Source organism: Nocardioides sambongensis (assembly GCF_006494815.1).
In the GTDB taxonomy this organism is placed as follows: domain Bacteria; phylum Actinomycetota; class Actinomycetes; order Propionibacteriales; family Nocardioidaceae; genus Nocardioides; species Nocardioides sambongensis.
The window spans coordinates 1,597,892-1,624,326 of record NZ_CP041091.1 but is presented as its reverse complement, the minus strand read 5'-3'; the positions used below and the strand labels follow the sequence as shown (position 1 = coordinate 1,624,326).

Sequence of the window (26,435 nt, the reverse complement as noted above, 5' to 3'; positions counted from 1 at the left end):
ATCAGCTGCCCGCGCCGGAGATCGGGTCTGCGTCCCCTGAGACCAGCAACACTGGCAGGTCCCTGCGGATGCCGGCCAGAGCCTCCGGGTCGCCGAGCCGGGAGGCGCCGCCGAACAGCTGGGGGACAGCGCTGTCCGGCAGCTCGAACCCCGACAGCGGATCGGCAACGTAGGCATCGACCTCCGCCTCGTCGCGCGAGAGCCACTCATACCCGGTGCGGTGCTCGAAACCGGCGTTGAAGGCATCGAGACCCACCGGTCCCTCGGCCTTGGCGAGCTCGGCACCGAGGACGTCGAGCGCCGTCGAACCGGACAGCACCGCGCCGGCGTACTGGTCGGAGTGGTCCAGGATGACCTCCTGTGCGGCGAACGACCCCATCGAGTGGGCGATGAGGAAGAGTGGAAGGTCGGGTGATCGGTCGGCCAGGTCCTTGCCGAATGCCGCGACATCCGCCACCAGGGCAGCAAAGTCGAAGTTGCCGAGTTGGTCGGCCGAGTCGACGGACTGGCCATGTCCACGGTGGTCCACCGCATGGACACGGTAGCCGGCGGCGACCAGCGCCTCGGCGAGGCGGCGATAGCGGAGGCCGTGCTCCGCAATGCCATGGGCAATCTGGACAACGCCACGAGGGGCGGACAGATCATCGCCCCAAGTGTGAGTAGCGATAGACGTGGCGTCGACTGGCGAGATGAACGGGGCGGTGGTCGGCATGTGGGCCTCCTCGTCGGTGAGTGCGGCTCATGCTCCCACTGTCGACGTCCTTGGTGCGGACGCGGAACTGGAGAATGCGACAGTGCCGGCGGACCTCCGAGGTCCGCCGGCACTCGTGTGTACGGCGCCGATCAGAAGATCGACTTGGCGATGATCTCGCGCTGGATCTCGTTCGTCCCGCCGAAGATCGGCGGCGCCAGGGCCCGACGGACCTGGAACTCCATGCCGTACTCGCGGGCGTAGCCTGCACCCCCATGAGTTGCATGGCCTCGAGTGCGGCGTTCTTCGCGACCTCGGTGGCGCGCATCTTGGCCATGGCGGACTCCCTATTGAGGGTGTCCTCGCGGCCCTCGTCGATGGCCTGGGCCACGTCGTAGACGAATGACCGGGTCACGGCGATGTCGGTGGCGAGGTCGGCGACGCGGTGCCGGAGCGCCTGGAAGCCGCTGATCGACTGGCCGAACGCGTCGCGCTGCTGCATGTAGGCGATCGCATCCTCGACCGAGCGCCGTGCGGCACCGATGCTGAAGGCGGCAATGATCATCCGCTCCACACTGAGGCCGCGCATGAGCTGCTTCCAACCCTGCCCGGCTTCGCCGACCACGGAGGACGCAGGCACCCGCGCCTGGCTGAAGAAGACGTCGTTGCAGGTGCGGGCCTCCATCGTCCGCACCTCCCGCATCTCGATGCCCGGGGTGTCGGTGGGCACCATCAGCAGGGTGAGGCCGTCGTGCTTCGGGCCGGAGGCGTCCTCCCGCACCAGGACCAGCATGTGCTCGGCGATGTGAGCGACCGAGATCCACGTCTTCTGGCCGTCGATCACGTAGGCGTCGCCGTCACGGACGCCCTTGGTGCGCACTGCGCCGAGGTCTGAGCCCGTGCCTGGCTCGGACAGCGCGATGGCCTCGGTTCGGCCGGCGACGAGGTTGGAGACGATTGTCTTCTTCTGCTCGTCGCTGCCCCACTTGAGGTAGGTCTGTGCGGCAGTCAGGCCCGTCGTGTAGGCGAGGATCCCCGGGGTCAAGCCACGGTGTGCCTCCTCGATGAACACGCACTCGTCGACGAATCCGGCACCCCCGCCGCCGTACTCCTCGGGCAGCGAGACGCCGAGCCAGCCGAGGTCGGCCATCTTGTCCAGGATCACCTGGTTGGTCGCGACGGTGTCGTTCTCCGTCAGTTCGTTCCACTGGGCGGGGGTGCCGTACTCGCGCTGGCAGAACGCCTCGATGGCGTGGGCGAACTCGACCCGGTCGTCGTCCAGGTGCATCGGAGTTGCCTCAGTTGCCGCGGTACTGGGAGAAGTCGGGCTGACGCTTCTCGTTGAAGGCGGTGATCCCCTCCTGGGCCTCTGGGGTCTCGCCGAACATCTTGAGCGTGGTGATCGCCATCTGCCCGACAGCGACGAAGTGCTCGGTGTCGCTATTGAAGGACTGCTTGAGGACCTTCAAAGCGGTGGGGGAGTAGGAGTTCATGGTGTCGGCCCACCGCCGGACCTCGTCCTTGAGCTCGGCCGCGGGCACCACCTTGTTGACCAGACCCCAGTCCTCGGCCTCCTTCGCCGAGAGGCGGCGCAGCATGAACCAGATCTCACGCGCGCGCTTCTCGCCAACGACGCGAGCGAGGTAGCCCGATCCGAGACCGGCGTCGAAGCTGCCGACGCGGGGGCCGTTCTGGCCGAAGCTGGCGGTGTCCGCGGCGATCGTCAGGTCGGCGAGCACGTGGAGTACGTGGCCGCCACCGATGGCGAGGCCGTTGACCGCAGCGATGACGGGCTTGGGCACGTCACGCATGACGCGGTGGAGGGCCTCGACCTCGAACAGTCCGCTCTGCGAGGGACCGTAGTCGCCGGTCTCCATCCGCTGCTTCTGGTCGCCGCCGGCGCAGAACGCCTTGTCGCCGGCGCCGGTCAGGCAGATGGTGCCGACCTCGGGGCTCGCCCACGCACGCTTGAAGGCCAGCACCAGCTCGTCGACCGTCTGGGCACGGAAGGCATTGAAGCGCTCCGGGCGGTTGATGGTGATCCAGGCGAGGCCGTTCTCGACCTCGTAGGTGATGTCGGTGAAGTTGTCCATGCTGGGTTCCTCGTCGTCGTGCCGTCATTGGCGGGTATACGTGATCATTGGCCTGACCATTTGTAACAATAGGCCCGTGAACGATCGTTCACAACCCCTGAGGAGACAGAGTGCAGCAACTCCAGATCCAGGCGAGTCGGCCGGAAGCGATGTTTCGGGTCGACGGCATGCGCCAGTGCTCCGACGGCGTGGGTGGCCGGATGACCCTGGGAGCCTGGGCGACGGGCCCGGACGGGCGTCCGGCGCTGGGCGCCACGGCCGTGCTGGCCGACGAGGTGCTCGGCTATGCCCTGATGGCGTCGCTGCCCCATGGGTCGTGGTCGATCAGCACGGAGATCTGGCTCGACCTGGTCGGCGAACTTCCGCGCGCAGGTGAGAGCGTCGTCGGGCATGCGGTCCCCGTCCAGGCCGGGTCGTATGCAGCGGGGGAACTGCGCGACGGCGCCGGGCGCCTGCTCGTGACGTGTCGCCAGCGCGGTAGGCACGCCGCTCCGCCCGATCGCCACGTGGCGTCGCCGGCAGCATCGGGCGCGCCGCCGGGACATGACCTCGAGTCGGTCCTCGGGATGCGGCGGGCCGACGGCGGCTGGGTGCTCGCCGTCACCGACGACATCGCCAATCCCCTCGGCATGCTGCATGGCGGCGTGTCGCTTGCCGCCTCCGAGGTCGTCGCGATCCGCAGCCGGCTGGCCGCAGACTCCGATCTGCGCACGACCTCCGTACACATCGTCCACACCCGCGGCGTACCAGTGGGCGCGGACATCGCCTTCAGGTTCGACACTCGGTACGCCGGCCGTAGCCTGTGGGTCACCGACGTCGTGGGCGCGGTGGAGGGCAAGGTCTGCACGACGGCGACCATCACGGCTGAGGCATAGCCGTGCGGCTCGCTGTCGAAGTCCACAGTGCGGCCGGCGCTGAGCCTTCTCGCCCGTTCGCCGTCGATGAACACTCGCACGGTGACTGCGTTCGAGTTCGACGTCGAGACCCTCCGCGGCCGCCGTGCCGACCGGCGATGGAACCGGATGTCCGTCGGCGACATCTGGGAGCGCGTCACCTGGGCCACCCCGACAAGGTGGCTCTGGTGGGCTGGGAAGGTGCCTTCTCGTCGCCGCGCTTCGAGCGCATGACCTACCTCGAGGCAGATCTCGCAGCCAATCAGGTCGCGCATGCCCTCCTTGCCGCCGGGCGACAGCCGGGAGACCGGATTCTTCTCTACTGCGACAACTCGGTCGAGGCCGTGGTCGCCATGGTCGGCATCGCGAAAGCGGGCATGGTGGTGGTGCCCGTGAACTCGCTGCTGGCCCCGGACGTGCTGGCCTGGGCCGTCGAGCACGTCGGCGCGTCGTACGTGATCGCCGACGCTGCGCTCGCCCCACGCGGAGCCGAGGTGTTCGCAGCCGCGGACCTCGAGCCGGACGTGGTCATCGAGATCGGCGGCACCGCCAGTGGCGGGGCCGCCGCCTTCGACCGCTGGATCGATGAGATGCCAACCCACGAGGTGGACGTCCGGATCCACAGTGACGACATCTGGGCACTGCTGTTCACCTCGGGCACGACCTCGATGCCCAAGGCCTCGATGACCGCGCACTCGTACTCCTACCTCAGCGGCTACACGTACGCGATGTCGTTCTCCCGCGGCTTGTCCTACGAGACCGACCTCGTCGTCGGCACGTTCCTGCCGATCGTCTATCACTGCGGCCACAACGCCACCGTGGTGCCGGCGGCACTGAGCGGGGGAACGTGTGTGATCGGGCGGCGCCCTGATGACGTCGCGCTCGCCGAGGCGATCACCAGAGAGCGGATCACGACCGTCTGGGCCGGATCGCCACTGTGGGTGCGCAAGCTCGTCGAGGTGGCCGAGGAGCGACCGGCTGACATCGACCTCACCTCGGTGACCGTGGCTCTCTTCTCCTGGGGTGCGATCACCCCCGACCTGTTCCCACGTCTTCGAGCCGTCGCTGGCGGCGATGTCCAGCCGGTCGAGGTGTTCGGGCAGACGGAGTCGCAGTGCTGCTTCCGGTTCTGGCCGGATGCACACCCCGACCGCGCGACCGAGTCGTACCGGGGCGTCAACCACGTGGGCCTCCCGGTCCCGCTCCTGGCCGCCGACATCCACGCACCCGACGGGCGGAGTCTCGCCGGGACCGTGGGGGAGGCGGGCGAGGCGGTGTACCGCAGCCCGGTGATCACGCAGGGCTACTACCGCAACCCAGAGGCGACCGCCGAGGCCTTCCGCGACGGCTGGTTCCACTCTGGCGACAGCTGCGCGTACGTCGGCGGACCGGATCGATCGCAGGTGATGCTCGATCGCCTCAAGGACGTGGTGAAGACGGGCGGGGAGAACGTGTCGAGTGTCCGCGTGGAAGGCGTGATCGCCGCCCACCCATCGGTGGAGAAGGTCGCGGTGATCGGACTGCCGGACGACGCCTGGGGCGAGTTGGTCACTGCAGTCGTGCTCCCTGTGCCCGGCGCCGAGGTCGTCGAGTCGGAGTTGATCGGCTGGGCCGCGAACGCCTCGCGGGATTCGAGACGCCGAAGCGGGTCGTTGTGGTCGATGCGATGCCGGAAACTGTTGGTGGCAAGATCCGCAAGCATGAGCTTCGCGAGAAGCTCGGGTGAGTTGAAGTCAGCTGCGCCGGATCCCCATCGCCCCGGACAGGGGGAGTTCCCAGGTGAGCTCGTTGGTCGCGTCGATCAGCTCGTCGAACTTGGCGGCGATGTCGTCCGGAAACGGGGCCGGACGGCGCGTGTCCATTCCGACGCCGACGAGCACGATCTCGACAGTGCACGCCAAGCGTTGGTCGGTCCGGTCGAGGATGAAGGACAGCACGTGGCCAGCCTTGGCGGAACGCTCGACGACGACCGTGTGCGTCGAGTACTTCCCGCCCAGGTGCATCTCGGAGAAGTAGCGGATGTGGTGCTCTGCCGTGAACACGCCCAACCTGCGCATCGCACGGTAGTCGTCGTCGATGCCGATCCGTCGGCAGATCACGTCGGCGCCCATCGCACCGGCATCCAAGTAGTGGCGGATGTTCATGTGACCGTTCGCGTCGATGAAGTCCGGCGTCACCTCGCCCTCGAGAACGCAGGGCAGCGCGAGAACCTGGTCGTACGACGGAAGGGTCGTGGAGCTCATGTCGGAAACCTAGGCCGTGGCTCGAGTACGGGGGAGTCGGCCGGCCGGGACCACTGTGGGCCGCGACAGTGGGGCCTCGTCGCTGCGTTGACCGGCGACGTGACGATCGGCGACGTTGGGGCTCCACGGTCGAAGGATGAGAAGGAGTGTCGATGACGCTGGAGATCACGGTCGCTGAGTTGGCCGATGCGAAGGACCTGGATCTCGGCTCGTCGCCGTGGCAGCCGGTCGAGCAGGTGCGGATCGACACCTTCGCCGACGCCACTGACGACCACCAGTGGATCCACGTCGACCCCGAGCGTGCTGCCGATGGGCCCTTCGGCCGCACCATCGCCCACGGCTACCTGACCCTCTCACTGGTGCCCTCGATGCTGAAGAAGCTGATGGTCATCACCGACCACGGCCGCGGCACGAACTACGGCCTGGAGAAGGTGCGGTTCACCGCACCCGTTCCGGTCGACGCCGAGATCCGGTTGAGCGCCTCGATCCCGAGGGCGTGCGTCGTGAGGACGGTGGTGTGCAGTACCGCGTCGCCCTGAAGGTCGAGATCCGTGGGCAGAACCGACCCGCGATGGTGGGGGAGTCGATCTACCTGACCTATGCTCGGGCCTGACCCGGTTGCCCGGAGTTCGTCAGACCTGATCGGTCGGGCGTACGACGACCTCGGCGAGTGCCACGCGACGTGGGGCGGTGACGATCGTCGCCACGACGTCGGCCACGTCCTCCGGGCGGAGGCGCTCGACGCCCGCGAAAAGTCGGTCGTAGTGGTCCCTGACGGGCTCCTGCTGGTGGTCGAAGAGCTCGGTCTCGACGACACCCGGCTCGACGACCGACACGCGCACGCCCCGGGGGGAGAACTCCTGGCGCCACGACTCCGACATCGCGGTGACACCGAACTTGGTGCCGTTGTAGACGGCGACGTTGCGGTTGGCGAAGCGGCCCGCGATCGAGGAGATGTTGACCAGGTCGGCCACCCGGCGTGGCCCGGAGGCTGTGGCGTCGACGAGATGGGGAAAGGCCGACTTCGCGACGTACATGAGGCCCTTGAGGTTGAGGTCGACCATCGCGTCCCACTCGTCGAGGTGGGCATCGGGCGTCGGGCCGTTGAGCATGACGCCGGCGCTGTTGACGACGATGTCCAGACGACCCCACGTGTCCACCGCAGACTCGACGGCGCCCGCCGACCCCGAACGGGAGGTGAGGTCGGCAGGCACCGCCAAGCAGCTCTCGGGCCCCAGACGCCGAACCAGGTCCTCGAGGCGATCCTGGCGACGGCCGACGGCGGCGATCCGGGCTCCGCGGTCCGCCAGTGCCTGCGCGACTGCGCGGCCGATCCCGCTGGTGGCGCCGGTGACCAGTGCAACGGTGCCGGTCAGGTCACCCGTGGCGGTCACCGACGGAATGCCTCGATGATGGCGAAGGTGTTCTCGGTGACCCGCTCGGGGGCCATGGTGAAGCTGGGGGAGTAGAGCGCCGCGTGGTCATAGCGCTTCTCGAGCAGTGCGACCCGGTCCCGCACCTCGTCCAGCGTGCCCGCGGCCGCCATCTCGTCGATCATCCGGTCCGACACCGCAGCGACCATTGCGTCGTGGTCCTTGGCGCGGAAGGCGTTCTGGATCGCTGCTGTCTCGTCGCCGAAGCCCGATGCCTCCATGACCGGGCCGTAGGCCCTGGGGGCGACGTAGAAGGCGATCTGGGCGGCGGCCTCGCGCCGCGCCACCGCCGGGTCGTCGTGGATGGAGGTGATGATGACGCCCTTGAGCCGGACGTCCGAGGCGTTGCGGCCGGTCTTGGCGGCGCCCTGCTCGATGGCCGGGCGGGCGATCTCCTCGAGATAGCGGTCCGTCAGGGTCGGGTGGCAGATCAGGCCGTCGGAGACACGCCCCGCGACCTCGATCATCCGAGCGTTCACGCCGGCGGTGTAGATCGGGATGGTCGGCCGCGTGGGCGGCTGGATGTCCGCGGTCGGTGTGATGTCGCACGAGTAGAAGCGGCCCTCGTGCTTGACGGGCTCCTCGTGGAGGTGCCACAGCCGCCGGAGCAGGGGGATGAGCTCCTCCATGCGGGTCGCTGGGCCGTCCGGGTCCTTCACGCCGTGCCAGCCCACCATCATTCCGCGCGTTCCGGTGCCGAGGCCGAGGGTGAGGCGACCTCCACTCATCTCGTCGAGGAAACGCGCGTCGTTGGCCAGCACGAGGGGTGAGCGTCCGACGGCGTACGCGATCGCGGTGCCGACACCGATGTGCTCGGTGGCGGCCGCCATCGCGGCCACCGACACGACCGCGGACCGGTTCAGGAACTCTCCTGACCAGGCGCCGTCGAATCCGGCACGGTCGGCTGCCTTGGTGATCTCAACCGTCTCCGCCAGCCCGCCGGCCAGCACGGTGATGCCTCGTGTCGTCACCGCGCCACTGTCGCCCACCGCGAGATCACCCGCAACGGCCGGACCGGTGGCGAGATGGAGATTCCACCATCGACGTCATTGAGCGAATCCCGCGTTCCTCTTGATTGAAAGGACTGACCATTCTATTGTTCGACGAGCGTGACCTACGTCTCATCAAGGAAGGCAAGTGGGATGGTGGATGTGTTGAAGTCGGTGCGCGATCGGTACTCCGAGATCGAGATCGCGTCCTACTACGACGAGGGCTACTGGCAGCCCACGTCGTTCTACGACCTGGCGGCCGCGCAGGCGGAGGCGACGCCGGACGCGCCGTTCCTCGTCGATGCCACCATCTGCCTCTCGTACGCCGAGTTCGCCGAGCAGGTCGTGCGGCTGGCCGCGGGTCTCGCCCGCGCCGGCCTACAGCGAGGGGAGCGGATCGCGGTCCAGCTGCCCAACTGGGTCGAGTTCCCCGTGATCGCCGCCGCGGCGTCCCGACTCGGAGCGATCCTCGTGCCGATCATGCCCATCTACCGGGGCGACGAGGTCGGCTACGTCCTCCAGCACTCCGGCGCCTCGTTCGCTGTCACGTGTGGTGACTTCCGCGGCTTCGACCACGCCGCGATGTTCGCCGAGCTCCGATCCGACGCGCCGGAACTGCGCGAGCTGTTCGTCGCGCGCGCCGACGCGAGTGGCGATGGCACCGGCCGGCCGCTCGCTGAGCTCTTCGTCGCTGGCGACCTCGGGGAGCTCGAGGCCGAACTCGGGCCGGACTCGTCGCCCGACGACCCGTTCCTGATCGTCTACACCTCCGGCACGACGTCACGACCGAAGGGCTGCTTCCACACCTTCAACACGATCAGGGCGAGCGCGGCCGCCATTGCCAAGAGCCTCGACTACACCGCAGCCGACGTGCAGTTCGGGCCCTCGCCCATCACCCACAGCACCGGCCTGGTCACCAGCGTCCTCCTCCCGCTGCTGGCAGGCGCCAAGTCATATCTGATGGAGGCGTGGGACCCCGCCGCCGGTCTGGACATCATCAAGGAGCACGCCTGCACTGCGGCGGTGACGGCAACACCGTTCCTGCAGATGCTCATGGGCGCCTACGACCCCGAGCGGCATGACGCCTCCAGTCTCCGGCTGTGGGTCTGTGCCGGATCCCCGATCCCCGGGTCCGTCGTCGAGGCGTCGCGCGAGCTGTTCGCCGGCTGCCAGACGCTGTCCCTCTACGGACGGTCCGAGAACTTCCTGACCACCATGTGCACGGTCCGCGACGACGCCTCGCGCTCGGCGACGTCGGACGGATCTGCTCTCGACGGCGCCCAGGTGCAGATCGTCGACAGCGCGGGCCGCGAGGTTCCGCGAGGCGAGGAGGGTGACATCGCCTATCGCGGACCAAGTCACATGATCGAGTACTTCCACAACGACGAGGAGACCGCGGCGCTCTTCACGCCCGACGGCTTCTCTCGCTCCGGCGACCTCGGCCGCATGGACGGGTCCGGATTCGTCCGGGTCACGGGGCGCCTCAAGGACATCGTGATCCGCGGCGGCATGAACATCAGCGCGCGCGAACTGGAGGAGCACCTCCTCGCACACCCTGACATCGCGAACGTGGCAGTCGTCGGTATGCCCGACGAGCGACTGGGGGAGAAGGTGTGCGTGTACGTCGTCCCCACGAGCCCCGATCGGCTCGTTGTCCTCGACGAGATCACGAGCTACCTGCGTGAGCACGAGGTCGCTACCCAGAAGTTGCCCGAGCGGGTCGAGATCGTCGACTCGTTGCCCATGACGGCCACGGGCAAGGTGCAGAAGCACCTGCTCCGCGCCGACATCGCCGCGAAGCTCGAATCCGCCAACGGCTGATGCGGAAGCAGGCTGGAGACATCTCCAGTTCTGGTCTGACCAATAGTTGTGGGGAGAGATCGGCGTGACGGAGCATCGTGAGGTGAACACGAACATCGAGGTCGGCATCGCGCTCAACGACCACTTCCTGGTGCCCGATACCGGGCGCCGCCGTGCACTTCTGGCGGGCATGGAGGAGGTCGGCCTCGACCACCTGACCGTGGGCGATCACATCAGCTTCCACGGCGGGGTCGGGTTCGACGGCTTCGTCGCGGCCACCGCGGCGCTCACGGCCAGCGAATCCCTCAAGGTCCTGATGGGCGTCTATCTGGCGGGCCTGCGACACCCGATGGGCACGGCCCGACAGATCGCGACGCTCAGCCAGTTGGCGCCCGGCCGGCTCATCCTGGGGGTCGGCGTGGCGGGGGAGGATCGCCGCGAGGTCCTCAACATGGGCGTCGATCCGGCATCCCGCGGACGCCGGATGGACGAGACCCTGGGCCTGCTCCGCCGCCTGGCTACGGGCGACGTGATCGACCACTCCGGTGAGTTCTTCACCTTGGACGGGGCCAGCATCCTGCCGGCGCCGGAGGTCCGCGTGCCGATCGTCATCGGCGGTGGCGGCGATGTCGCGGTCCGGCGGACAGTTGAGTACGGCGACGGCTGGCTCGGCATGTGGTGCTCCGCGCGACGCTACGCGGCCACCCATCAGTCGATCGTGGACGGCTTCGCTGCCGCAGGCCGGGAGGGGCCGGCCTTCGCTGGTCTCAACATCTGGGTCGGTCTCGGGGAGGACGCTGCCTCCGCCCGCGCCGCACTCGGGCAGCAGATGTCCTCGCTCTACAACCTGCCTCCGGAGAAGTTCCAGCACATCAGCGCGGCGGGGACGCCCGACGACGTCGCGGACTTCATCGCGCCGTACGTCGAAGGCGGCGCGCGGACCATCACCCTGATCCCGGTTGCCGAGTCACCGGAGACGGCGATCCAACTCTCGGGCCAGGTGCGTGATCGGCTGACCTCACTGGTCCCCGCGTCGTGAAGGCCGTCCTGCAACAGTCCTACGGCGGGCCCGACGTACTGCGCCTCGGCGGCCGACCTGACCCTGTGCCCGCGCCGGGATGGACCGTGGTGGAGTTGCGCGCCGCTGCGCTCAATTGGCACGACGTGCTCGTGCGCCAGGGCACGTACTCCTCGCCCCTTCCACACACGCCGGGCGCCGACGGCGCAGGGATCGACACGGCCACCGGCGACGAGGTCGTCGTGCTCCCCTCCCTCGACTGGGGTGACGACGAGGCCGCTCCCGGAAGCAACTGGGAGATCCTGGGCGATCACCGCCCCGGCACCTACGCGGAGCGCGTCGCAGTGCCGACCGAATGCATCGCGCCCAAGCCCACAGGGTTCAGTTGGGCGCAGGCGGCCGCGCTGCCTCTCGTCGGACTGACGACCTATCGCGCTCTCTTCTCGAGGGCGCGACTCGGGCCCGGCGAGAGTCTCCTCGTGCTGGGCGCCGGGGGAGGCGTGGCCACGATGGCCGTCACCCTCGGCCGCGCGGTGGGGGCGCGGGTCGTGGTCACCTCGTCAGCCGACGCGAAGATCGAGCAGGCCGTTGCGCTCGGCGCGACCGCAGGCGTCCGCTACGACGGACCCTCAACCACCACCTGGCCCGAGGGTGCACGTGCAGCCAACGGAGGCAACGGCTTCGACGTCGTGCTCGACGCCGTCGGGTCCTGGCCCGAAGCGATCCGAGCCCTACGGCCCGGCGGACGACTCGTCGTCCTGGGCGCCAACCGCGCCGAGCAGGCAACCCTCGACGTGCGCCCCTTCTACTTCGGCCAGTACGACCTCCTCGGCACCACGATGGGTAGCCCCCGGGACTTCGCCGGCCTGCTGAAGTTCATGGCCGAGCACGACGTGCCTCCACCGGTGATCGACCGCACGTTCCCTCTGGACAGTGCCGCCGACGCCCACACCCACCTCGAGTCCGGCGCCGGCTTCGGCAAGGTCGTCCTCGAGATCTGACGACGAGGAACCACGATGAGTCTTGTCCGCTATGAGACCGACCAGCAGGGCGTCGCCTTCGTGACGCTCGACTCGCCGGAGACGCGCAACGCGCTCAGTGACGAGCTCCTCGACCAGTTGATCGCTGCCATCGAGCGCGCGGGAGCCGACGAGGCGATCCGCGTCGTCGTGCTGGGCTCCTCCCATGAGCGGGTGTTCTCCGCCGGCGGCGACCTCAAGGCGTTCGCCAGCGACGCCCCCACGGTCACCAAGTACGCCGGGCTGGACCGCTTCCCGCGGCTCTATGCGTTGCTGGGCAGTCTCGGCAAGCCAGCGATCTGCGCGGCGGGCGGCGACGTACTGGCCGGCTCCTTCGGCCTCGCGCTCGCCTGCGACCTCATCATCGCCAAGGAGGGTGTGCGGTTCGGCTGCCCGGAGATCAACGTCGGGGTCTTCCCCTTCATGATCTCTGCACTCATCTACCGCAATGTGCCTCGGATGCGCGCCAACCAGATGATGATGCTCGGCGACCCGATCGACGCCGCCGAGGCCGAGCGCCTCGACATCGTCAACGCCGTGGTGCCGGCGGAGAGGTTCGATGACACCGTGCGCGAGTGGGCCCACCGCCTGGCGGCCAAGTCGCCCCTGCTCATGCGACTTGGTAAGGACGCGGTCGATGCAACGCGGGACCTACCGCTCACAGGCGCCCTGGCCGCGCTGCAGTCACAGCTGGCACTGGCCTTCACGACAGAGGACATCAAGGAAGGCGTTGCGGCCTTCCGGGAGAAGCGCTCGCCCCAGTGGCAGATGCGGTGAGGAAGGGACCATGACGATGACTCAACGGCCCGTGACGGCGGGGCGGCGACGGCTCGGGCGCGCACGTCGCTGGTACGCCACCGCCGCAGCGACCGAGGAACGGATGACCGAGGACGGGATCGTGCTCTGGCCGACGTCCGTGGCCCATGCCAAGGAGGCCGGCACGACGCACACGGCCTGCGGGCTGTGGACCTACTCCTGGAGGACCATGATGGACCTGCCCTTCCCGTTGCGCCGAGGCCGAACGCAGGCCGCGATGTGTCCCGCCTGCCTCCTGCTGGTGAAGGAGGGCGGGCGGTGAACAGCCAGCGGATCGTCCTGGTCGACGGCGCACGCACGCCCGTGGGGAGCTTCGGGGGCGCCTTCCGCGACGTCCCGGGCTTCGAGCTCGGGGCGACGGCAGTCACGGCAGCACTCGAACGCTCGGCGGTCGCCGCCACGGACGTCGGAGAAGTGGTCATGGGGTGCATCGGCCAGGTCGGCCCCGACGCCTACAACGCCCGTCGTGTGGCGGTTGCTGCGGGGCTGCCGGTCAACGTTCCTGCCTACACGGTGAACAGGCTGTGTGGATCCGGACTCCAGGCCATCTGGTCCGCTGCCATGGAGATGCGCTGGAACGACCTGGACATCACGGTTGCGGGTGGAGACGAGTCGATGTCCCGGATGCCGTTCTACGACTTCGGGGCGCGCAACGGATACAAGCTCGGCGACAGGTCGCTCGTCGACGGCACCGTGATGATGCTGACCGACCCGTTCCACGGCTTCCACATGGGCGTCACGGCCGAACGAGTGGCGCAGAAGTACGGCGTCTCCCGCGTGGAGCAGGACGAGTTCGCGGTGGAGTCACAGCGCCGGGCCGCGAGTCCGGAAGCCAAGGCTGTGTTCGCGGAGGAGATCACACCCGTCGAGATCGGTGGCCGCCGCCCGGTCACCGTCGCCGAGGACGAGCACCCGAAGCCGGGCACCACCTTGGAGACACTGGCCGGACTGCGACCCGCCTTCCAGCAAGGCGGCTCGGTGACGGCAGGCAACGCGTCCGGCATCAACGACGGCGCTGCCGCGGTCGTGCTGGCAACCGAAGCGGCCGCCGCCGAACGTGGACTCAACCCGCTCGTCGAACTGGTGGCCGTCGCCACCGCAGCCATGGAGCCCGAACTGATGGGGTACGCGCCAGTCCTCGCACTGCGGTCCCTGTTCGAGCGAACCGGGACGGCAGCCACAGACATCGGCACCATCGAACTCAACGAGGCGTTCGCCTCCCAGGCGTTTGCGGTGATCCGGGACGCCGGCCTCGACCCGGCGCGCGTCAACCCCTGGGGTGGAGCGATCGCTCTCGGTCACCCGGTCGGCGCGACCGGCGCCATCCTCTCGCTCCGGGTGGCGCGTGACCTCGTGCGCCGCGACCTCGAGTTCGGGATCGTGACGATGTGCATCGGTGGCGGCCAGGCGCTCGCTGCGCTCTTCCGACGAGCCTGAATGGCACTCGGGCGGACCACTAGGATGACCGAAATGTGACCTCCGCCTCACGGCGCGAGGGCGGTGGTTGAAGGTGGGGGAATGACCGACGAGCAGTCCCGTGACGAAGCCTGCGAAGTCCTGAAGCGTGCAGGCGATCTGCTGGGTACGTCCGCGATGGCGGGATCCCGGGCACAGGTCAACGACCTGCTCGACAGCGCGGACACCTCGTTGAGCCAGTGGCGTGACCAGCACCCCGAGCGAGTCGCCGAAGCGACTGAAGTCATCACCGAGTTACGTGCCGCGCGGCTGCGTCTTCGCACCGAGGAGGTCGTACGGCGGCGCGACGTGACCGAACGACTGCAGCGAGCACTGCGCAACCTCCAGCAGGTCGAGAGCACCGCCGACCTGGTCAGCCAGGTGCCCGACGAGGTCGCCGCCCTCGGGTTCAGGCGCGTGCTGTTCTCCTGGGTCGACCAGGCGCGATGGGTCCCGGTGTCGTTCCACACCGAGACTGGCCCAGAGGAGGCGCGCGCGGTCATGGAGGCCGGGCAGCCGCCGTACTGGGACCTGCACCGGCTGTTGGAGGGCGAGATGATCACCCATCGCCGACCGATGCTCGTGCGCAACGCACTCGACAACCCACGCGTTCACCAAGACATCCAGGCCGTGATGCACTCCCACTCCTACGTCGCCGCACCCGTGATCCGTCGGGCGCAGGTCGTCGGCTTCGTCAGCGCGGACCAGAACGTCGAGCTCGATGTCGTCGACGAGGTCGACCGAGACCTGATCCACTTGTTCGCCGAGGGGGTGTCGCTCGCGCTCGACCGCGTCGCCGTCCTCGAGGAGCTGGGTGAGCTGCGTCGGCGCATCGGCGAGCAAGCCGCCGCCATGAGTGGTCTCCTCGGCGACGAGGCCGATGTCGTGCGACGGCGCCTGAGGCCGGACGTGGCGCCCGAGCCGTCATGGCGCCGAGCCCTCACCCGTCGGGAGGAGGACGTCCTCGCCCTGGTGGCAGCCGGGATGACCAACGCGCAGATCGGGCAGCGCCTCTACGTCACGGAGGGGACGGCGAAGACCCACGTCAAGAACCTGCTCCGCAAGCTCGGGGTCGACAACCGCGCGCATGCCGGCGCGCTCTACCACCAGCACTGGACGGGGTGAGGGGTAGAAACCTCCCTCTCGCGGCAGATGAGTGACCGGCGTCACTCGGAGAACGATGGGACCACGCAGTTCGTGACCGCCATCACAGATCCGGGAGACCGTCGTGACCCTCACCTCCACACCCACCTCGACCGTCGAGGTGCCGCAAGAGATCGCCCGTCGCATCGTGCTCCCCGAAGGGCACCGCGAGGACGAGCCCCTGTTCGAGGCCTACCGCTGGATGCGAGAGAACGCCCCGCTCGCCCAGGTCGCAGTCGAGGGGTACGACCCCGTCTGGCTGCTGGTCAAGCACGCCGACATCATGGAGGTCGAGCGACAGCCGCAGATCTTCACCAGCGGCGGGGGCGACGAGCCGGGGTCCCACAACCCCATCCTCCAGAACCAGGCGGGCGACGCCTTCACCCAGTCGCTGACCGGCGGCAGCCTGCGGATCCTCGAGACCCTCACCTACCTCGACCCGCCCGAGCACACCATGGTCAAGGACATCGCCGCGGAGTGGTTCCGGCCGGCCTCACTGAAGAAGTGGGAGGACCAGATCCGTGACCTCGCGCGTGAGTCGATCGCGCACCAGTTGCACGTCGGCCCCAACGACCTCGACGCCGTCAAGGACTTCTGCCTGACCTACCCGCTCCACGTCATCATGACGCTCTTCGGCGTGCCCGCCGAGGACGAGCCCAGGATGATGGCGCTGACGCAGGAGTTCTTCGGCACGGCCGACCCCGACACCCAGCGCGTGGACGTCGAGCCGCTGACCCCCGAGGGCGCCGCACAGCAGTGGTCGGCGACCATCCAGGACTTCTACGCCTACTTCGACGCACTCGTCGAGGCGCGCCGCAAGGAGCCCCAGGACGACCTGGCGACGATCATCGCGCGGGCCAAGAGCCCGGAGACCGGTGAGTATTTCCCGAAGGAGGTCGCCTACGGCTGGTTCATCGCCATCGCCACCGCCGGTCACGACACGACCTCGAGCACGATGGCCAGCATCCTCGAAGCACTCGCGCTGCACCCCGAACAGCTGGCACTGGTCCAGAGGAGGCCCGAGCTGATCCCGGACCTGGTCAACGAGGGACTGCGATGGGCCTCGCCCGTCAAGCAGTTCACCCGCAAGGCACTCGAGGACTACGAGATGCGGGGCCAGACCATCAAGGCCGGGGACCGGATGATGCTGCTCTACCAGTCGGCCAACCGCGATCCCGACGTGTTCGACGCCCCGGATGAGTTTCACCTCGACCGCAGGCCCAACCGTCACATCGCCTTCGGGTACGGGCCGCACATGTGCATCGGGCAGCACCTGGCGAAGCAAGAGCTCCGGATCATGCTCGAGGAGCTCCTTCCCCGGATCGCGGCGCTTGAGGTGACCGGAGAGCGCAAGGTCGTCCAGACCAACTTCGTCGGCGGCCTCCGGAAGCTGCCAATGCGTCTGGAACTCCGGTGAACCACACCGCCCAGCGGGTCGTCGTGGTCGGAGCCGGCACCGCCGGCGGCACGTTCGCGGGCCTGCTCCGTCAGGCGGGCTACGACGGCGACGTCGTCATGCTGGGCGCCGAGCCGGACCCGCCGTACCACCGTCCACCGCTGTCGAAGAAGTTCGCGGACCCGGCAGCCGACGCCAGTCGTTGGCTCCGCGAGGCAGCCTTCTACGACGAGCAGCGGATCACCCTCGCTCTCACGGAATCGGCGGTGGACCTCGATCCGGTGGCACGGGTGGTGCGCACCGACCGCGGGCGGGAGCTGCGCTACGACGTCGTCGTCCTGGCGACCGGCGCTCGGCCCCGTCCGCTGATCGCGCCTGGCGCCCATCTCGACGCCGTCCTCACGGTTCGCACCCTGAGTGACGCGAACCGGCTCCGCGACGAGGTGGCAGCGGGAAGGACCATGGCCGTCGTCGGTGGCGGGTTCGTCGGGCTTGAGGTCGCCGCGGTCGCTCGTTCGCGTGGGCTGCCGGTGACGGTGGTCGAGCGGGAGGAGAGGTTGCTGGCTCGGGTTGCCAGTCCGCCGCTGGCGCGGGTGCTGGCCGAGCACCACGGTCGCCGCGGCACGGTGGTCCGCACCGGAGTCGAGGTCGTCGCAGTCGAGGGCGCCCGGGGAAGGGCCCAGCGGTTGTTGCTCTCCGACAACACCCACGTCGCAGCGGACGTCGTGGTCGTCGGGGTCGGTGCGCAGCCGTGCGACGAACTCGGCCGTCGTGCGGGACTTGTCTGTGCTGCCGGAGGGGGCGTCGTCGTCGACGATGCGGCGCGGACGTCGATGGACGGGGTGCTGGCAATCGGAGACGTCACCGTCCGTCCCCGCCTCGGCGGGGATCCGATGCGGATGGAGAGCATCCCCTCCGCGACTGAGCAGGCGAAACAGGCCGTGGCCACCATCTGCGGGGCTCCTCCGCCAGCCCCGGAGGTTCCGTGGTTCTGGTCCGACCAGTTCGACCTGAAGCTGAAGATCGCAGGGATCCTCGCCCCGCCGTACGACACGGCGCTTCGCGGTGACCCCAGGGCCGGGTCGTTCGCTCTGCTGCACCATCGCGACGGCACACCTGTCGCCATCGAGACCGCCAACGCCAACGCCGACTTCATGGCGGGACGACGCCTGCTCGCATCCGGCCACCTGGTCGACGCAGAGCGGTGGGCAGATCCGGCCGTCCCGCTGCGCGAACTCGCGTTTGCCTGAGAACCCAAGGAGAAGCAGATGCCTCAGATCACCTACGTCCTGCCGGACGGTCGCGAGGAGACGGTCGACGTGCCCGTCGGTCAGTCCGTCATGGACGGATCCGTCCGCAACAACCTGCCGGGGATCGTTGCCGAGTGCGGCGGTGGCTGTTCGTGCGCGACCTGCCACGTCTTCGTCGACGACGCCGCGGTCGGGCTGTTCGACGAGCCGATGACCGAGGAAGCCGACCTGGTCGAGTTCCTCGAGGGTGCGTGCGACCGCTCGCGCCTTTCCTGCCAGCTGATCGTCTCGGAGGCCTGTGCGGGCGTCCGAGTCGTCGTCCCGGCCACCAACGGCTAGTTCACCACCAAGAAGGAGTACGAGCACATGGAGATCACCGCAGCAGTCCTGGAGGGTCTGGGGCAGGACTTCGTCATCCAGAACCTGACACTCGACGATCCGGCCCCCGATGAGGTGGTCGTGGAGATCGCCGGGGTCGGGCTCTGTCACACCGACCTGGCAGTCCAGCACGGACACCTGCCGTTCCCGTTCCCCGGCGTCGTAGGGCACGAGGGCAGCGGCACCGTGGTTGCCGTGGGCTCCGCGGTCACGAAGGTCGGCGTCGGAGACCGCGTCTCGGCCACGTTCAACAGCTGTGGCGCGTGCACGCAGTGCACCAGCGGCACCCCGTCGTACTGCGCAGAGTTCATGGCACGCAACTTCGGCGGCGGCCGGCCGGACGGATCGAGCACGCTGCACGAAGGCGCGACGGCCTACGGCAGCTACTTCTTCGGGCAGTCGACGTTCGCAACCCACGCGATCGCCCGGGAACGCAACGTCGTCAAGGTCGCCGAAGGCATCGACCTCGCCATCGTCGGCCCGCTGGGCTGCGGCATCCAGACCGGCGCCGGCGCCGTCATGCGGTCGATGTCGTGCCGGGCAGGCTCGTCACTGCTGGTGACTGGCGGCGGCTCCGTCGGGCTCTCCGGCGTTCTCGGCGCGGTCGTCCGCGAACTCGCCACGATCATCGTGGTGGACCCGATCGCGTCGCGCAGGGACCTCGCGCTCGAGTTGGGCGCCACCCACGTGATCGACCCGGCCGACGGCGCCGTCTCCGAGCAGGTGCGCGCCATCGTGCCCGAGGGCGTTGACTACGCGCTCGACACCACCGCGATCGACGCAGTACTGACCGAGGTGCTCGCATCGCTCGCCCAGTTGGGCACGCTCGGCATGGTCGGCGTCCCCAGCAACCCTGAGGCGGTGCTGTCGGTGGGCCTGATCGAGATGCAGGCACGCGGGCTGCGGTTCATGGGAATCGTCGAGGGGGACAGTGACCCGGACACGTTCCTGCCCGAACTGGTCCAACTGCATCTGGCGGGTCGATTCCCGTTCGACCGGCTGATCACCACCATGCCGTTCGCCAAGATCAACGACGCCGTCGAGGCGCAAGCACGTGGGGAGGCCGTCAAGGTCGTCCTCGTCCACGAGTGAGAGGTAGGAACTCCATGACCACCATCGACTACGAGCAGCTCTACCTGGACGGCTCTTGGTCCGCGCCGGCGACCGGACAGCGGATCGAGGTCGTCTCGCCGACCACCGAGCAGGTGATCGGCAGTGTCCCGGAGGGCACCGAGGCCGACATCGACGCCGCCGTGCTGGCTGCGCGCCGCGCGTACGATGACCCGACCGGATGGTCGACCTGGAGCCCTGCGCGGCGCACCGCGGTGCTCGAGCGCTTCGCCGTCTGCCTGGAGGCGCGTGGCGAGGAGACAGCACGCCGCGTCACCATCCAGAACGGAATGCCGATCTGGTTGGCGCAGCAGTTCGAGGCAGGATTCCCGGCGGTGCTGCTGCGCTACTACGCAGGTCTGGTCGAAGCCGGGCAGGAGGAACGTCGGCAGGGAATGCTGGGCAAGCAGGCGGTCGTCCTGCGCGAACCCATCGGCGTCGTCGCGGCGATCGTCCCGTGGAACGTCCCGCAGGCCATCACCTTCCTGAAGCTGGCCCCGGCCCTCGCAGCTGGCTGCACCGTCGTCCTCAAGCCGGCTCCCGAGACCGTGCTCGACGCGTTCCTGATGGCCGAGGCCGCCGCCGAGGCCGGTCTTCCGCCGGGCGTGCTGAACGTTGTACCCGCCGGTCGCGAGGTGGGTGCCTACCTCGTCGAGCATCCCGGCGTGGACAAGGTGTCCTTCACCGGGTCCTCGGCTGCGGGTCGATTGATCGCCTCCACGTGTGGTCGGCTCCTCCGGCCAGTCACTCTCGAGCTCGGAGGCAAGTCCGCGGCCGTCGTCCTCGATGATGCCAACCTGTCGGAGACGATCGAGTCGTTCTTCGCAGCAACACTGCTGAACAACGGCCAGATCTGCTGGCTCGGGACCCGCGTACTTGCTCCAAGGGCGAGGTACGACGAGGTCGTCGACACCGTTGCCGGGCTCGCGGGCTCGCTGGTCGTCGGCGATCCGCTGGTCGAGTCGACCCAAGTCGGTCCCCTCGTTTCCGAGCGGCAGCGTCAGCGCGTGGAGGGCTACATCGAGAAGGGGATCTCCGACGGTGGCCGCCTGGTCGTCGGTGGCGCTCGCCCGGCGGATCGCGACAGCGGCTGGTTCGTGCAGCCGACCGTGTTCGCAGACGTCGACCGCAAGGCGACGATCGCGCAGGAGGAGATATTCGGCCCCGTCCTCGCTGTGATCCCCTACGAGGACGAGGACGACGCCGTCGCCATCGCCAACGACACCGACTACGGACTGGGAGGATCGGTGTGGACCGCTGACCCCGACCGCGGCGAGCAGTTCGCCCGCCGCATCCGCAGCGGCACCATCGGGGTCAACCACTACAGCAACGACCCGTTCTCCCCGTTCGGCGGCATCCGGGCCAGCGGCATGGGCCGTGAGCTCGGTCCGGAGGGGCTCGTCGCCTTCCAGCAGCTCAAGACGATCTATCTGGACAAGGCCAACGAGGACGCCTGACGACCGCGGATCGGTGTCGGGACGCTGCGCCCGGCATCGATCCGATGGCTCCACCATGATTATCAGCCCGGCGGTGACCACCAGCGGTCACCGACAGCCACCGACTGCAAGCGAAAATCGCGGGCACAGTTTGGGCACAGTGCGGGGCAGATTGAGACCCCAACAGATATTTTTCCGCAGGTCAGAGCGGGTTTTGGGGGACGGGCTGGCGCGTAAGCCGGGAAGATTCCTGCCCAGTCGCGTGACATCTTGCCTTGAGATCCCTCCGTTCCCAGACGCGTGGTCCACGCGGCTGAGGCCGCGGACGGCTTCGTGGCGTAGGGCGTGGGCCGTGAGGTTGGTGGGGGCCGTGAGGTTGGTGGGGCCAGTGGGGGAGTGGGCGACGACGGCAGCGCGGCTCAGGCGCACTTATGGCGCAGTTTGACGTCAGAATCGGGCCTAGTGCAGCCGAGGTCGGCCGACTTTCGTCGTACCCTGGACGTCGACGATGTTCACGACCCAGCGCGTCGTCCCAGGTCAGACTGGATGGAGCCGAGGTAAGGCGAGATTCACCGGTCGATCAGACCCCGGTGGGCCCGTAACAGAGGGTCAGGGGTTCGAGTCCCCTCAGCTCCACCGAAGATGCAGGCCAGGGCCATGATCCGGCTCCTAGAGATAGGTGCAGGATCATGGCCCGGCGGCATTTGTGCGGCCTTCACCCGGCGGGATCGTCCGTGCAGGCGATGATCCGCGCCGACCGACGAGCTGCGGTCGACAGCGACGCGCGGACCCGCCGCAGGAATCTCAGGAGGTTGCGGCGTGCTGAGCGCTGAGCTTGGCCTCCTGGACCCGCTCCCACACGTGCGTGCGCAGTTCGCTGAACCGGGGGAGCGCCCTGGTGGTGAGTTGGTCGCGTTCGGCCGGCAGGTCGATCTCGACCTCCTCGAGCACCACCGTGGGGGAGCTGGAGAGAACGATGACGCGCTCGGCCAGGTAGACGGACTCGTCGATGTCGTGGGTGACGAAGAGCACGGTGACGCCCAACCGTTGCCACAGCGAGCGGACCAGGTCCTCCAGGTCGGCGCGGGTCTGTGCGTCGACGGCGGCGAACGGCTCGTCCATCAGCAGGACATGCGGCTCGTAGGCCACTGCCCGCGCGATCGCGACCCGCTGTTGCATGCCACCGGAGAGCTGCCAGGGGTACTGGTCGCCGGCATGAGCGAGTCCCACCGCCTCCAGCGCTTCGTCGACCAGACGACGCCTCTCGTCACGAGCGAGCTTCTTCTCCTTGAGAGGAAGCTCGACGTTCTGCCGCACGCTCATCCACGGGAAGAGACTGCGTCCGTACTCCTGGAAGACGACGGCCATTCCGGCGGGTGGCCCGCTGACCGCCGCGCCTTCGAGTACGACCGCGCCGGCAGTGGGTGCCATCAGTCCGGCGATGCAGCGCAGCAGCGTGGTCTTCCCGCAGCCCGACGGGCCGACGATGCACACCAGCTCGCCCGCTCGGATCGAGGCGGTGATGTCGCGGACGGCCTGGACCGGGCCGGACCGAGCTGTGTAGGTCTTGCCGAGCCCGGTGATCTGCAGGATCACCGTGTCCTGGGCGTTGGTGTTCGCGGCGTTGGTCGCGGGGGTCTCGACAGTCATGTCATGCCTTTCGCTGGGACGCGCGGTGCCCGTGGTACCACGCGAGGACCCGGATCTCGACGAGCCGGAACAACAGGGACAGAGCGACGCCGATGAGGCCGAGCAGCAGCACGCCGGACCACATCTGGGGGATCGCGAAGCTGCGCTGGAACTGCACGATGGTGAAGCCGAGGCCATTGGTCGCGGCGAACATCTCGCTGATGACCATCAAGATGATGCCGATCGCAAGGGCCTGACGGGCACCGGCGACGATCTGGGGACTCGCCGCGCGCAGCAGCAACGAGGTGATCCGTCGACGGCGGCCGAGCCGATAGCTGGTTGCGGTCTCGCGGAGCACAGGATCGATTCCGCGCACGCCCTCCACTGTGTTGAGCAGGACCGGCCAGACGCAGCCGGAGACGATGACGGCGATCTTCATCCCGTCGCCGATGCCGGCGAAGAGCATGATGACGGGCACCAGCACGGGGGGCGGGATGGCCCTCAGGAACTCCAGCGGGGGTTCCAGCGTCTCGCGCAGCCAGTCGGAGCTTCCGATGGCAAGCCCCATCAGGACACCGATCACCACGGCGAGGGAGAACCCGACCAGCAGTCGCCCGAGGCTGGGCAGCACGTCCTGCTGCACTCGGTCGAGGGTCCACGTGTCGACGAAGGCCTCCAGAATGCTCTGCAGCGACGGCCAGTAGAAGCTGGTGCTGTCCGCCGTGGCGAACCACCACGCGGTGACCAGCAGGAGCGGAAGGGCGATCGCGTACGCCGTGCGGCGCGCCACCTCGGTCACCGTTCTCATGCCGTCACCCCCCGGACCGAGGGGTGCCAGTGCAGCGCCCGGTGCTCCACAGCGCGCGCGAGCAGGTTGACGGTGACGCCGAGGAGACCGGTCACCAGCACCAGCGCGTACATCGTGTCGACTGCACCGGCGGACTGGGCCAAAGCGATGTCGTTGCCCAGGCCCGGTGAGCCGATCACCAGCTCGCCGGTGACCTCCAGGATGAGCGCCACCGCTGCCGCCAGCCGGAAGCCGGTGATCGCATACGGCAGGGTCGTCGGCCACACGACATGCCGGGTCCGGCCGATGCGGCTGAACCTGTAGGAGCGAGCAGTCTCGGCGGCGACCGGGTCGATGTCCTGCACGCCGTACATCACCTGCACCACGATCTGCCAGAAGCTCGCGTAGACGACCAGCAGCAGTGTGGAGACCATGCTGGTGCCGTAGAGGAGCACGACCACCGGGATGAGCGCGACCGACGGGATCGGGCGGAGGAACTCGATCGTGGTCGCGGTGGCCGCCCGAAGGAACGAGGACATGCCGATGACCATGCCGACGGCACATCCGGCGATCACGGCAATGGCGAGGCCGAGAGCCCAGCCACGGACCGTGTCGCCGAGGGAGGACCAGAAGCTCGACGTCGCGGCCTCCTCGCGGAGGGCGGACAGCATCTCGGTGAAGGGCGGGAAGTACGCAGCGTCGACGACACCGAGGCGGGGAAGTCCTTCGATCAGGAGCACGAGACCCAGCAACCCCGCGGCGCCGCGGGCCCCAGCGGTGGTCGGCAGTCGCAGACTGAGCCGGGTGCCCGCGGCGGCTGAGGTGGTCGCTGCCGCCATCAGGGCATCATCGTCTCGACGTCGAACTCCTCGGCGATGACGCCGTACTGCTCCATCAGGTCGGTCATCTCCTGCAGGACCTCGGCGTCGAGCTCGCTGCTCCACTCCGGCAGCGCCACGCTCTCGACAACGGCCGCATCCATCTCGGTGTAGGTCGGCACGAGCTCGACGATCTGCTCGCGGTCGTCGCGCAGGTCGTCGGCAGAGGCGGCCAGAGCGTCCTGTACCGCGGCGACGGCGTCGGGGTTCTCCTGGGCGAACTGCTGGGTGGTGACCCAGCCAGCAACGGGCATGTCGGCGACGGGTCCGGTGAACAGGTCTGCGATCTTGCGCATCCCCGCGGCCTCAGCGCTGGCCTGGAACGGTTCGACCTGCCAGATGGCGTCGACGTCGCCGCGGTCCAGCGCGGCCTGCATGTCGGGGTACGGCATCTCGACCAGTTCGATCGACTCGGGGTCGGCGCCGGCCTCTTCGAGCTGCGCCTTGATCGCGACGGTGCCGATGTTCTGGAGGTTGTTGACGGCGAATGTTCCGCCCTCGAGGTCGGCAACGTCCTTGATCGGAGAGTCTGCGGCGACGAAGATGCCGTGGTCGGAGGCGCCGACGTCGTTGCCGGCGACGAACACGATCGGCAGGCCCTGCTGAGCGGCGAGGATCGCCGAAGAGTAGTTCGTGTAGGTGATGTCGTAGTCGCCGGCCATCAGTGACGGGATGGCTTGAGCTCCGCCGGCGGACGGAAGCAGTTCGACCTCGACCCCCTCCTCCTCGAACAGGCCGGACTCCTCGGCGTTGACTGCGGTGGCCGTGTGGACCAGCGGGAAGTAGCTGATCTTCACCGTCGGGTCGGCAGCTTCCGCATCGTCGCCGCCGCACGCGCTGAGCGTGCTGGTGAGGGCGACGGCTGTGAGTGCGAGTGCTCCCTTGCGGGCGGAGGAGGGCAGGGTGAAGCGCATCATCGTTGATTCCTTCTCGAGGTTGGGCGTGAATGTGACGTCGCCGGACGGCAGGCGAGAGTCGGTGGTCAGTCGGTGATCAGTCGCACGGGAAGCGACTGCCAGGCACGCAACGTGTTGTTGAGGTGGCGTCGCGGTTCGCCCGCGGGCTCGATGGCACGGACCCGCTCGGCGAGTGCACGCAGCACGCACTCGGCCTCCAGGCGCGCGACGTGCTGGCCCACACACTGGTGCAGGCCCATCCCGAATCCGACGTGTCCCGACGGGTCGCGGGAGAGGTCGAATCGATCGGGCTCGGACCAACGACGAGGGTCGCGGTTGGCGGCGCCGAGGAACATCAGGATCTTGTGGCCGGCGGGGATGACGGTGTCGCCGAGCGGTACGTCGGTGGTGGCCGTGCGGAAGAAGGTCTGGACCGGGCTGGCCCAGCGGATCGCCTCGTCGAAGGCGATGCGCGCCCGGCCGGGATCCCGGCGCAGCACGTCCCACTGCTCGGGAGCGCTGAGGAAGCCTTCGATCACGGCCCCGAGCGCGTGGACAGTGGTGTCCACCCCGGCGGTCAGCAGGGATCGCACGATCAGGGGTGCCTGTTCGTGGGTGATGTCGCCGCGGTCCGCGGCCTCCCAGATCCGCGCTCCGAAGCCATCGGCGGTGAGCATGTCGCGGGCGCACTGGTCGTTGACCCATCCCGCCACCTCCGGCAGGGTCGCCTTGCCTCGTTCGACGAGGTGGTTGTCCGGGCCGAAGGCATTGAAGGTGTGGTCCCCGTAGGGCAGCAGATTCTCCCGGCCCTCCTTCGGGATCCCGACCGCATCGGGGAAGACACGGAGGGGGAAGGTCTCGGCGAGGTCGGCGATGGCGTCGACGGTGCCACGGGCGATGAGCTCGTCGACGAGTTCGGCGGCCTCGACCTCCCATGACTCGCGCAGGCGACGCAGAGCCCGGGGGCCAGGATCGGCTCCAGCACGTGACGAGGTGCGTCGTGGCGCGGCGGGTCCGTCTCGAGCAGGAGGCTGGGCGGACGCCAGGGCTTCTCCTTGCGGAAGTTGCTGATGCCGACCCCG

At 68.5% G+C, this 26,435-nt stretch carries 25 protein-coding genes and 1 pseudogene; 15 read left to right on the top strand and 11 right to left on the bottom strand.

The window, feature by feature from the left end; all coding sequences use genetic code 11:
- Position 1: 1 nt before the first annotated feature.
- Genes FIV43_RS07585 through FIV43_RS07575 form a run of 3 tightly spaced genes read right to left on the bottom strand, consistent with a single transcriptional unit; the run spans position 2 to position 2,784 of the window.
- Positions 2–712: an alpha/beta fold hydrolase gene (locus FIV43_RS07585; protein WP_231123818.1), complete on the bottom strand. Its 711-nt coding sequence runs from the start codon at positions 710–712 to the stop codon at positions 2–4.
- Positions 642–1,979, bottom strand: a complete 1,338-nt coding sequence (locus FIV43_RS07580; protein ID WP_196781004.1) for an acyl-CoA dehydrogenase family protein — start codon at positions 1,977–1,979, stop codon at positions 642–644. Before FIV43_RS07580 ends, FIV43_RS07585 begins: the two co-directional genes overlap by 71 nt.
- 10 nt (positions 1,980–1,989) lie before the next feature.
- On the bottom strand, positions 1,990–2,784 hold the full coding sequence (locus FIV43_RS07575; RefSeq protein ID WP_141013632.1) for an enoyl-CoA hydratase-related protein: 795 nt from the start codon (positions 2,782–2,784) through the stop codon (positions 1,990–1,992).
- A gap of 110 nt (positions 2,785–2,894) precedes the next feature.
- On the opposite strand from FIV43_RS07575, the gene FIV43_RS07570 reads away from it, so the two are divergent.
- Entirely contained in the window at positions 2,895–3,659 is a 765-nt protein-coding gene (locus FIV43_RS07570; protein ID WP_141013631.1) for a PaaI family thioesterase, read from the top strand.
- 137 nt (positions 3,660–3,796) lie between these two features.
- A pseudogene (locus FIV43_RS23740) lies at positions 3,797–5,236 on the top strand (class I adenylate-forming enzyme family protein); the annotation flags it as partial.
- Between the two features lie 174 nt (positions 5,237–5,410).
- On the opposite strand, the gene FIV43_RS23735 reads toward FIV43_RS23740, so the two are convergent.
- The gene (locus FIV43_RS23735; protein ID WP_407938887.1) at positions 5,411–5,821 is read right to left on the bottom strand and encodes a thioesterase family protein; all 411 of its coding nucleotides are present in this window, start codon (positions 5,819–5,821) and stop codon (positions 5,411–5,413) included.
- A gap of 251 nt (positions 5,822–6,072) precedes the next feature.
- Between FIV43_RS23735 and FIV43_RS07555 the strand changes: the two genes are divergently transcribed.
- On the top strand, positions 6,073–6,459 hold the full coding sequence (locus FIV43_RS07555; RefSeq protein WP_269204070.1) for a MaoC family dehydratase: 387 nt from the start codon (positions 6,073–6,075) through the stop codon (positions 6,457–6,459).
- A gap of 93 nt (positions 6,460–6,552) precedes the next feature.
- Here FIV43_RS07555 and FIV43_RS07550 read toward each other — a convergent pair whose 3' ends face one another.
- Positions 6,553–7,314 (bottom strand): SDR family oxidoreductase, encoded by a 762-nt coding sequence (locus FIV43_RS07550; protein WP_231123817.1) that lies wholly within the window; start codon positions 7,312–7,314, stop codon positions 6,553–6,555.
- Positions 7,311–8,324 (bottom strand): LLM class flavin-dependent oxidoreductase, encoded by a 1,014-nt coding sequence (locus FIV43_RS07545; protein WP_141013629.1) that lies wholly within the window; start codon positions 8,322–8,324, stop codon positions 7,311–7,313. Before FIV43_RS07545 ends, FIV43_RS07550 begins: the two co-directional genes overlap by 4 nt.
- 171 nt (positions 8,325–8,495) lie before the next feature.
- Between FIV43_RS07545 and FIV43_RS07540 the strand changes: the two genes are divergently transcribed.
- The 12 genes from FIV43_RS07540 (at position 8,496) to FIV43_RS07485 (ending at position 21,184) form a co-directional block, all read left to right on the top strand.
- Positions 8,496–10,163 (top strand): AMP-binding protein, encoded by a 1,668-nt coding sequence (locus FIV43_RS07540; protein WP_141013628.1) that lies wholly within the window; start codon positions 8,496–8,498, stop codon positions 10,161–10,163.
- A gap of 82 nt (positions 10,164–10,245) precedes the next feature.
- A complete protein-coding gene (locus FIV43_RS07535; protein ID WP_196781002.1) occupies positions 10,246–11,181 on the top strand; it encodes an LLM class flavin-dependent oxidoreductase in 936 nt (311 codons plus the stop codon).
- Positions 11,178–12,161, top strand: coding sequence for a quinone oxidoreductase family protein (locus tag FIV43_RS07530; protein WP_141013627.1), 984 nt, complete (start codon positions 11,178–11,180; stop codon positions 12,159–12,161). Before FIV43_RS07535 ends, FIV43_RS07530 begins: the two co-directional genes overlap by 4 nt.
- A 15-nt stretch (positions 12,162–12,176) precedes the next feature.
- Positions 12,177–12,956, top strand: a complete 780-nt coding sequence (locus FIV43_RS07525; protein WP_141013626.1) for an enoyl-CoA hydratase/isomerase family protein — start codon at positions 12,177–12,179, stop codon at positions 12,954–12,956.
- A gap of 10 nt (positions 12,957–12,966) precedes the next feature.
- A complete protein-coding gene (locus FIV43_RS07520; protein WP_141013625.1) occupies positions 12,967–13,257 on the top strand; it encodes a hypothetical protein in 291 nt (96 codons plus the stop codon).
- Positions 13,254–14,432 (top strand): thiolase family protein, encoded by a 1,179-nt coding sequence (locus FIV43_RS07515; protein WP_141013624.1) that lies wholly within the window; start codon positions 13,254–13,256, stop codon positions 14,430–14,432. Before FIV43_RS07520 ends, FIV43_RS07515 begins: the two co-directional genes overlap by 4 nt.
- Positions 14,433–14,513: 81 nt before the next feature.
- Positions 14,514–15,575: a LuxR C-terminal-related transcriptional regulator gene (locus tag FIV43_RS07510; RefSeq protein WP_141013623.1), complete on the top strand. Its 1,062-nt coding sequence runs from the start codon at positions 14,514–14,516 to the stop codon at positions 15,573–15,575.
- Positions 15,576–15,678: 103 nt separating this feature from the next.
- Positions 15,679–17,010, top strand: a complete 1,332-nt coding sequence (locus FIV43_RS07505; protein ID WP_141013622.1) for a cytochrome P450 — start codon at positions 15,679–15,681, stop codon at positions 17,008–17,010.
- Positions 17,007–18,239: an NAD(P)/FAD-dependent oxidoreductase gene (locus FIV43_RS07500; RefSeq protein ID WP_141013621.1), complete on the top strand. Its 1,233-nt coding sequence runs from the start codon at positions 17,007–17,009 to the stop codon at positions 18,237–18,239. Before FIV43_RS07505 ends, FIV43_RS07500 begins: the two co-directional genes overlap by 4 nt.
- Positions 18,240–18,257: 18 nt before the next feature.
- Positions 18,258–18,578, top strand: a complete 321-nt coding sequence (locus tag FIV43_RS07495) for a 2Fe-2S iron-sulfur cluster-binding protein (RefSeq protein WP_141013620.1) — start codon at positions 18,258–18,260, stop codon at positions 18,576–18,578.
- 27 nt (positions 18,579–18,605) lie between these two features.
- Positions 18,606–19,709, top strand: coding sequence for an NAD(P)-dependent alcohol dehydrogenase (locus FIV43_RS07490; protein WP_141013619.1), 1,104 nt, complete (start codon positions 18,606–18,608; stop codon positions 19,707–19,709).
- A gap of 14 nt (positions 19,710–19,723) precedes the next feature.
- Complete coding sequence (locus tag FIV43_RS07485; RefSeq protein ID WP_141013618.1) at positions 19,724–21,184, top strand: aldehyde dehydrogenase; 1,461 nt, start codon at positions 19,724–19,726, stop codon at positions 21,182–21,184.
- 783 nt (positions 21,185–21,967) lie between these two features.
- Here FIV43_RS07485 and FIV43_RS07480 read toward each other — a convergent pair.
- From FIV43_RS07480 to FIV43_RS21395, 5 genes are all read right to left on the bottom strand, one after another.
- Entirely contained in the window at positions 21,968–22,813 is an 846-nt protein-coding gene (locus FIV43_RS07480) for an ABC transporter ATP-binding protein (protein WP_141013617.1), read from the bottom strand.
- A gap of 1 nt (position 22,814) precedes the next feature.
- On the bottom strand, positions 22,815–23,591 hold the full coding sequence (locus FIV43_RS07475; protein WP_196781001.1) for an ABC transporter permease: 777 nt from the start codon (positions 23,589–23,591) through the stop codon (positions 22,815–22,817).
- Between the two features lie 5 nt (positions 23,592–23,596).
- Complete coding sequence (locus tag FIV43_RS07470; protein WP_141013615.1) at positions 23,597–24,418, bottom strand: ABC transporter permease; 822 nt, start codon at positions 24,416–24,418, stop codon at positions 23,597–23,599.
- Complete coding sequence (locus FIV43_RS07465) at positions 24,418–25,374, bottom strand: ABC transporter substrate-binding protein (RefSeq protein WP_141013614.1); 957 nt, start codon at positions 25,372–25,374, stop codon at positions 24,418–24,420. Before FIV43_RS07465 ends, FIV43_RS07470 begins: the two co-directional genes overlap by 1 nt.
- Before the next feature lie 65 nt (positions 25,375–25,439).
- Positions 25,440–26,066, bottom strand: a complete 627-nt coding sequence (locus tag FIV43_RS21395; RefSeq protein WP_196781000.1) for a cytochrome P450 — start codon at positions 26,064–26,066, stop codon at positions 25,440–25,442.
- Positions 26,067–26,435 lie beyond the last annotated feature (369 nt).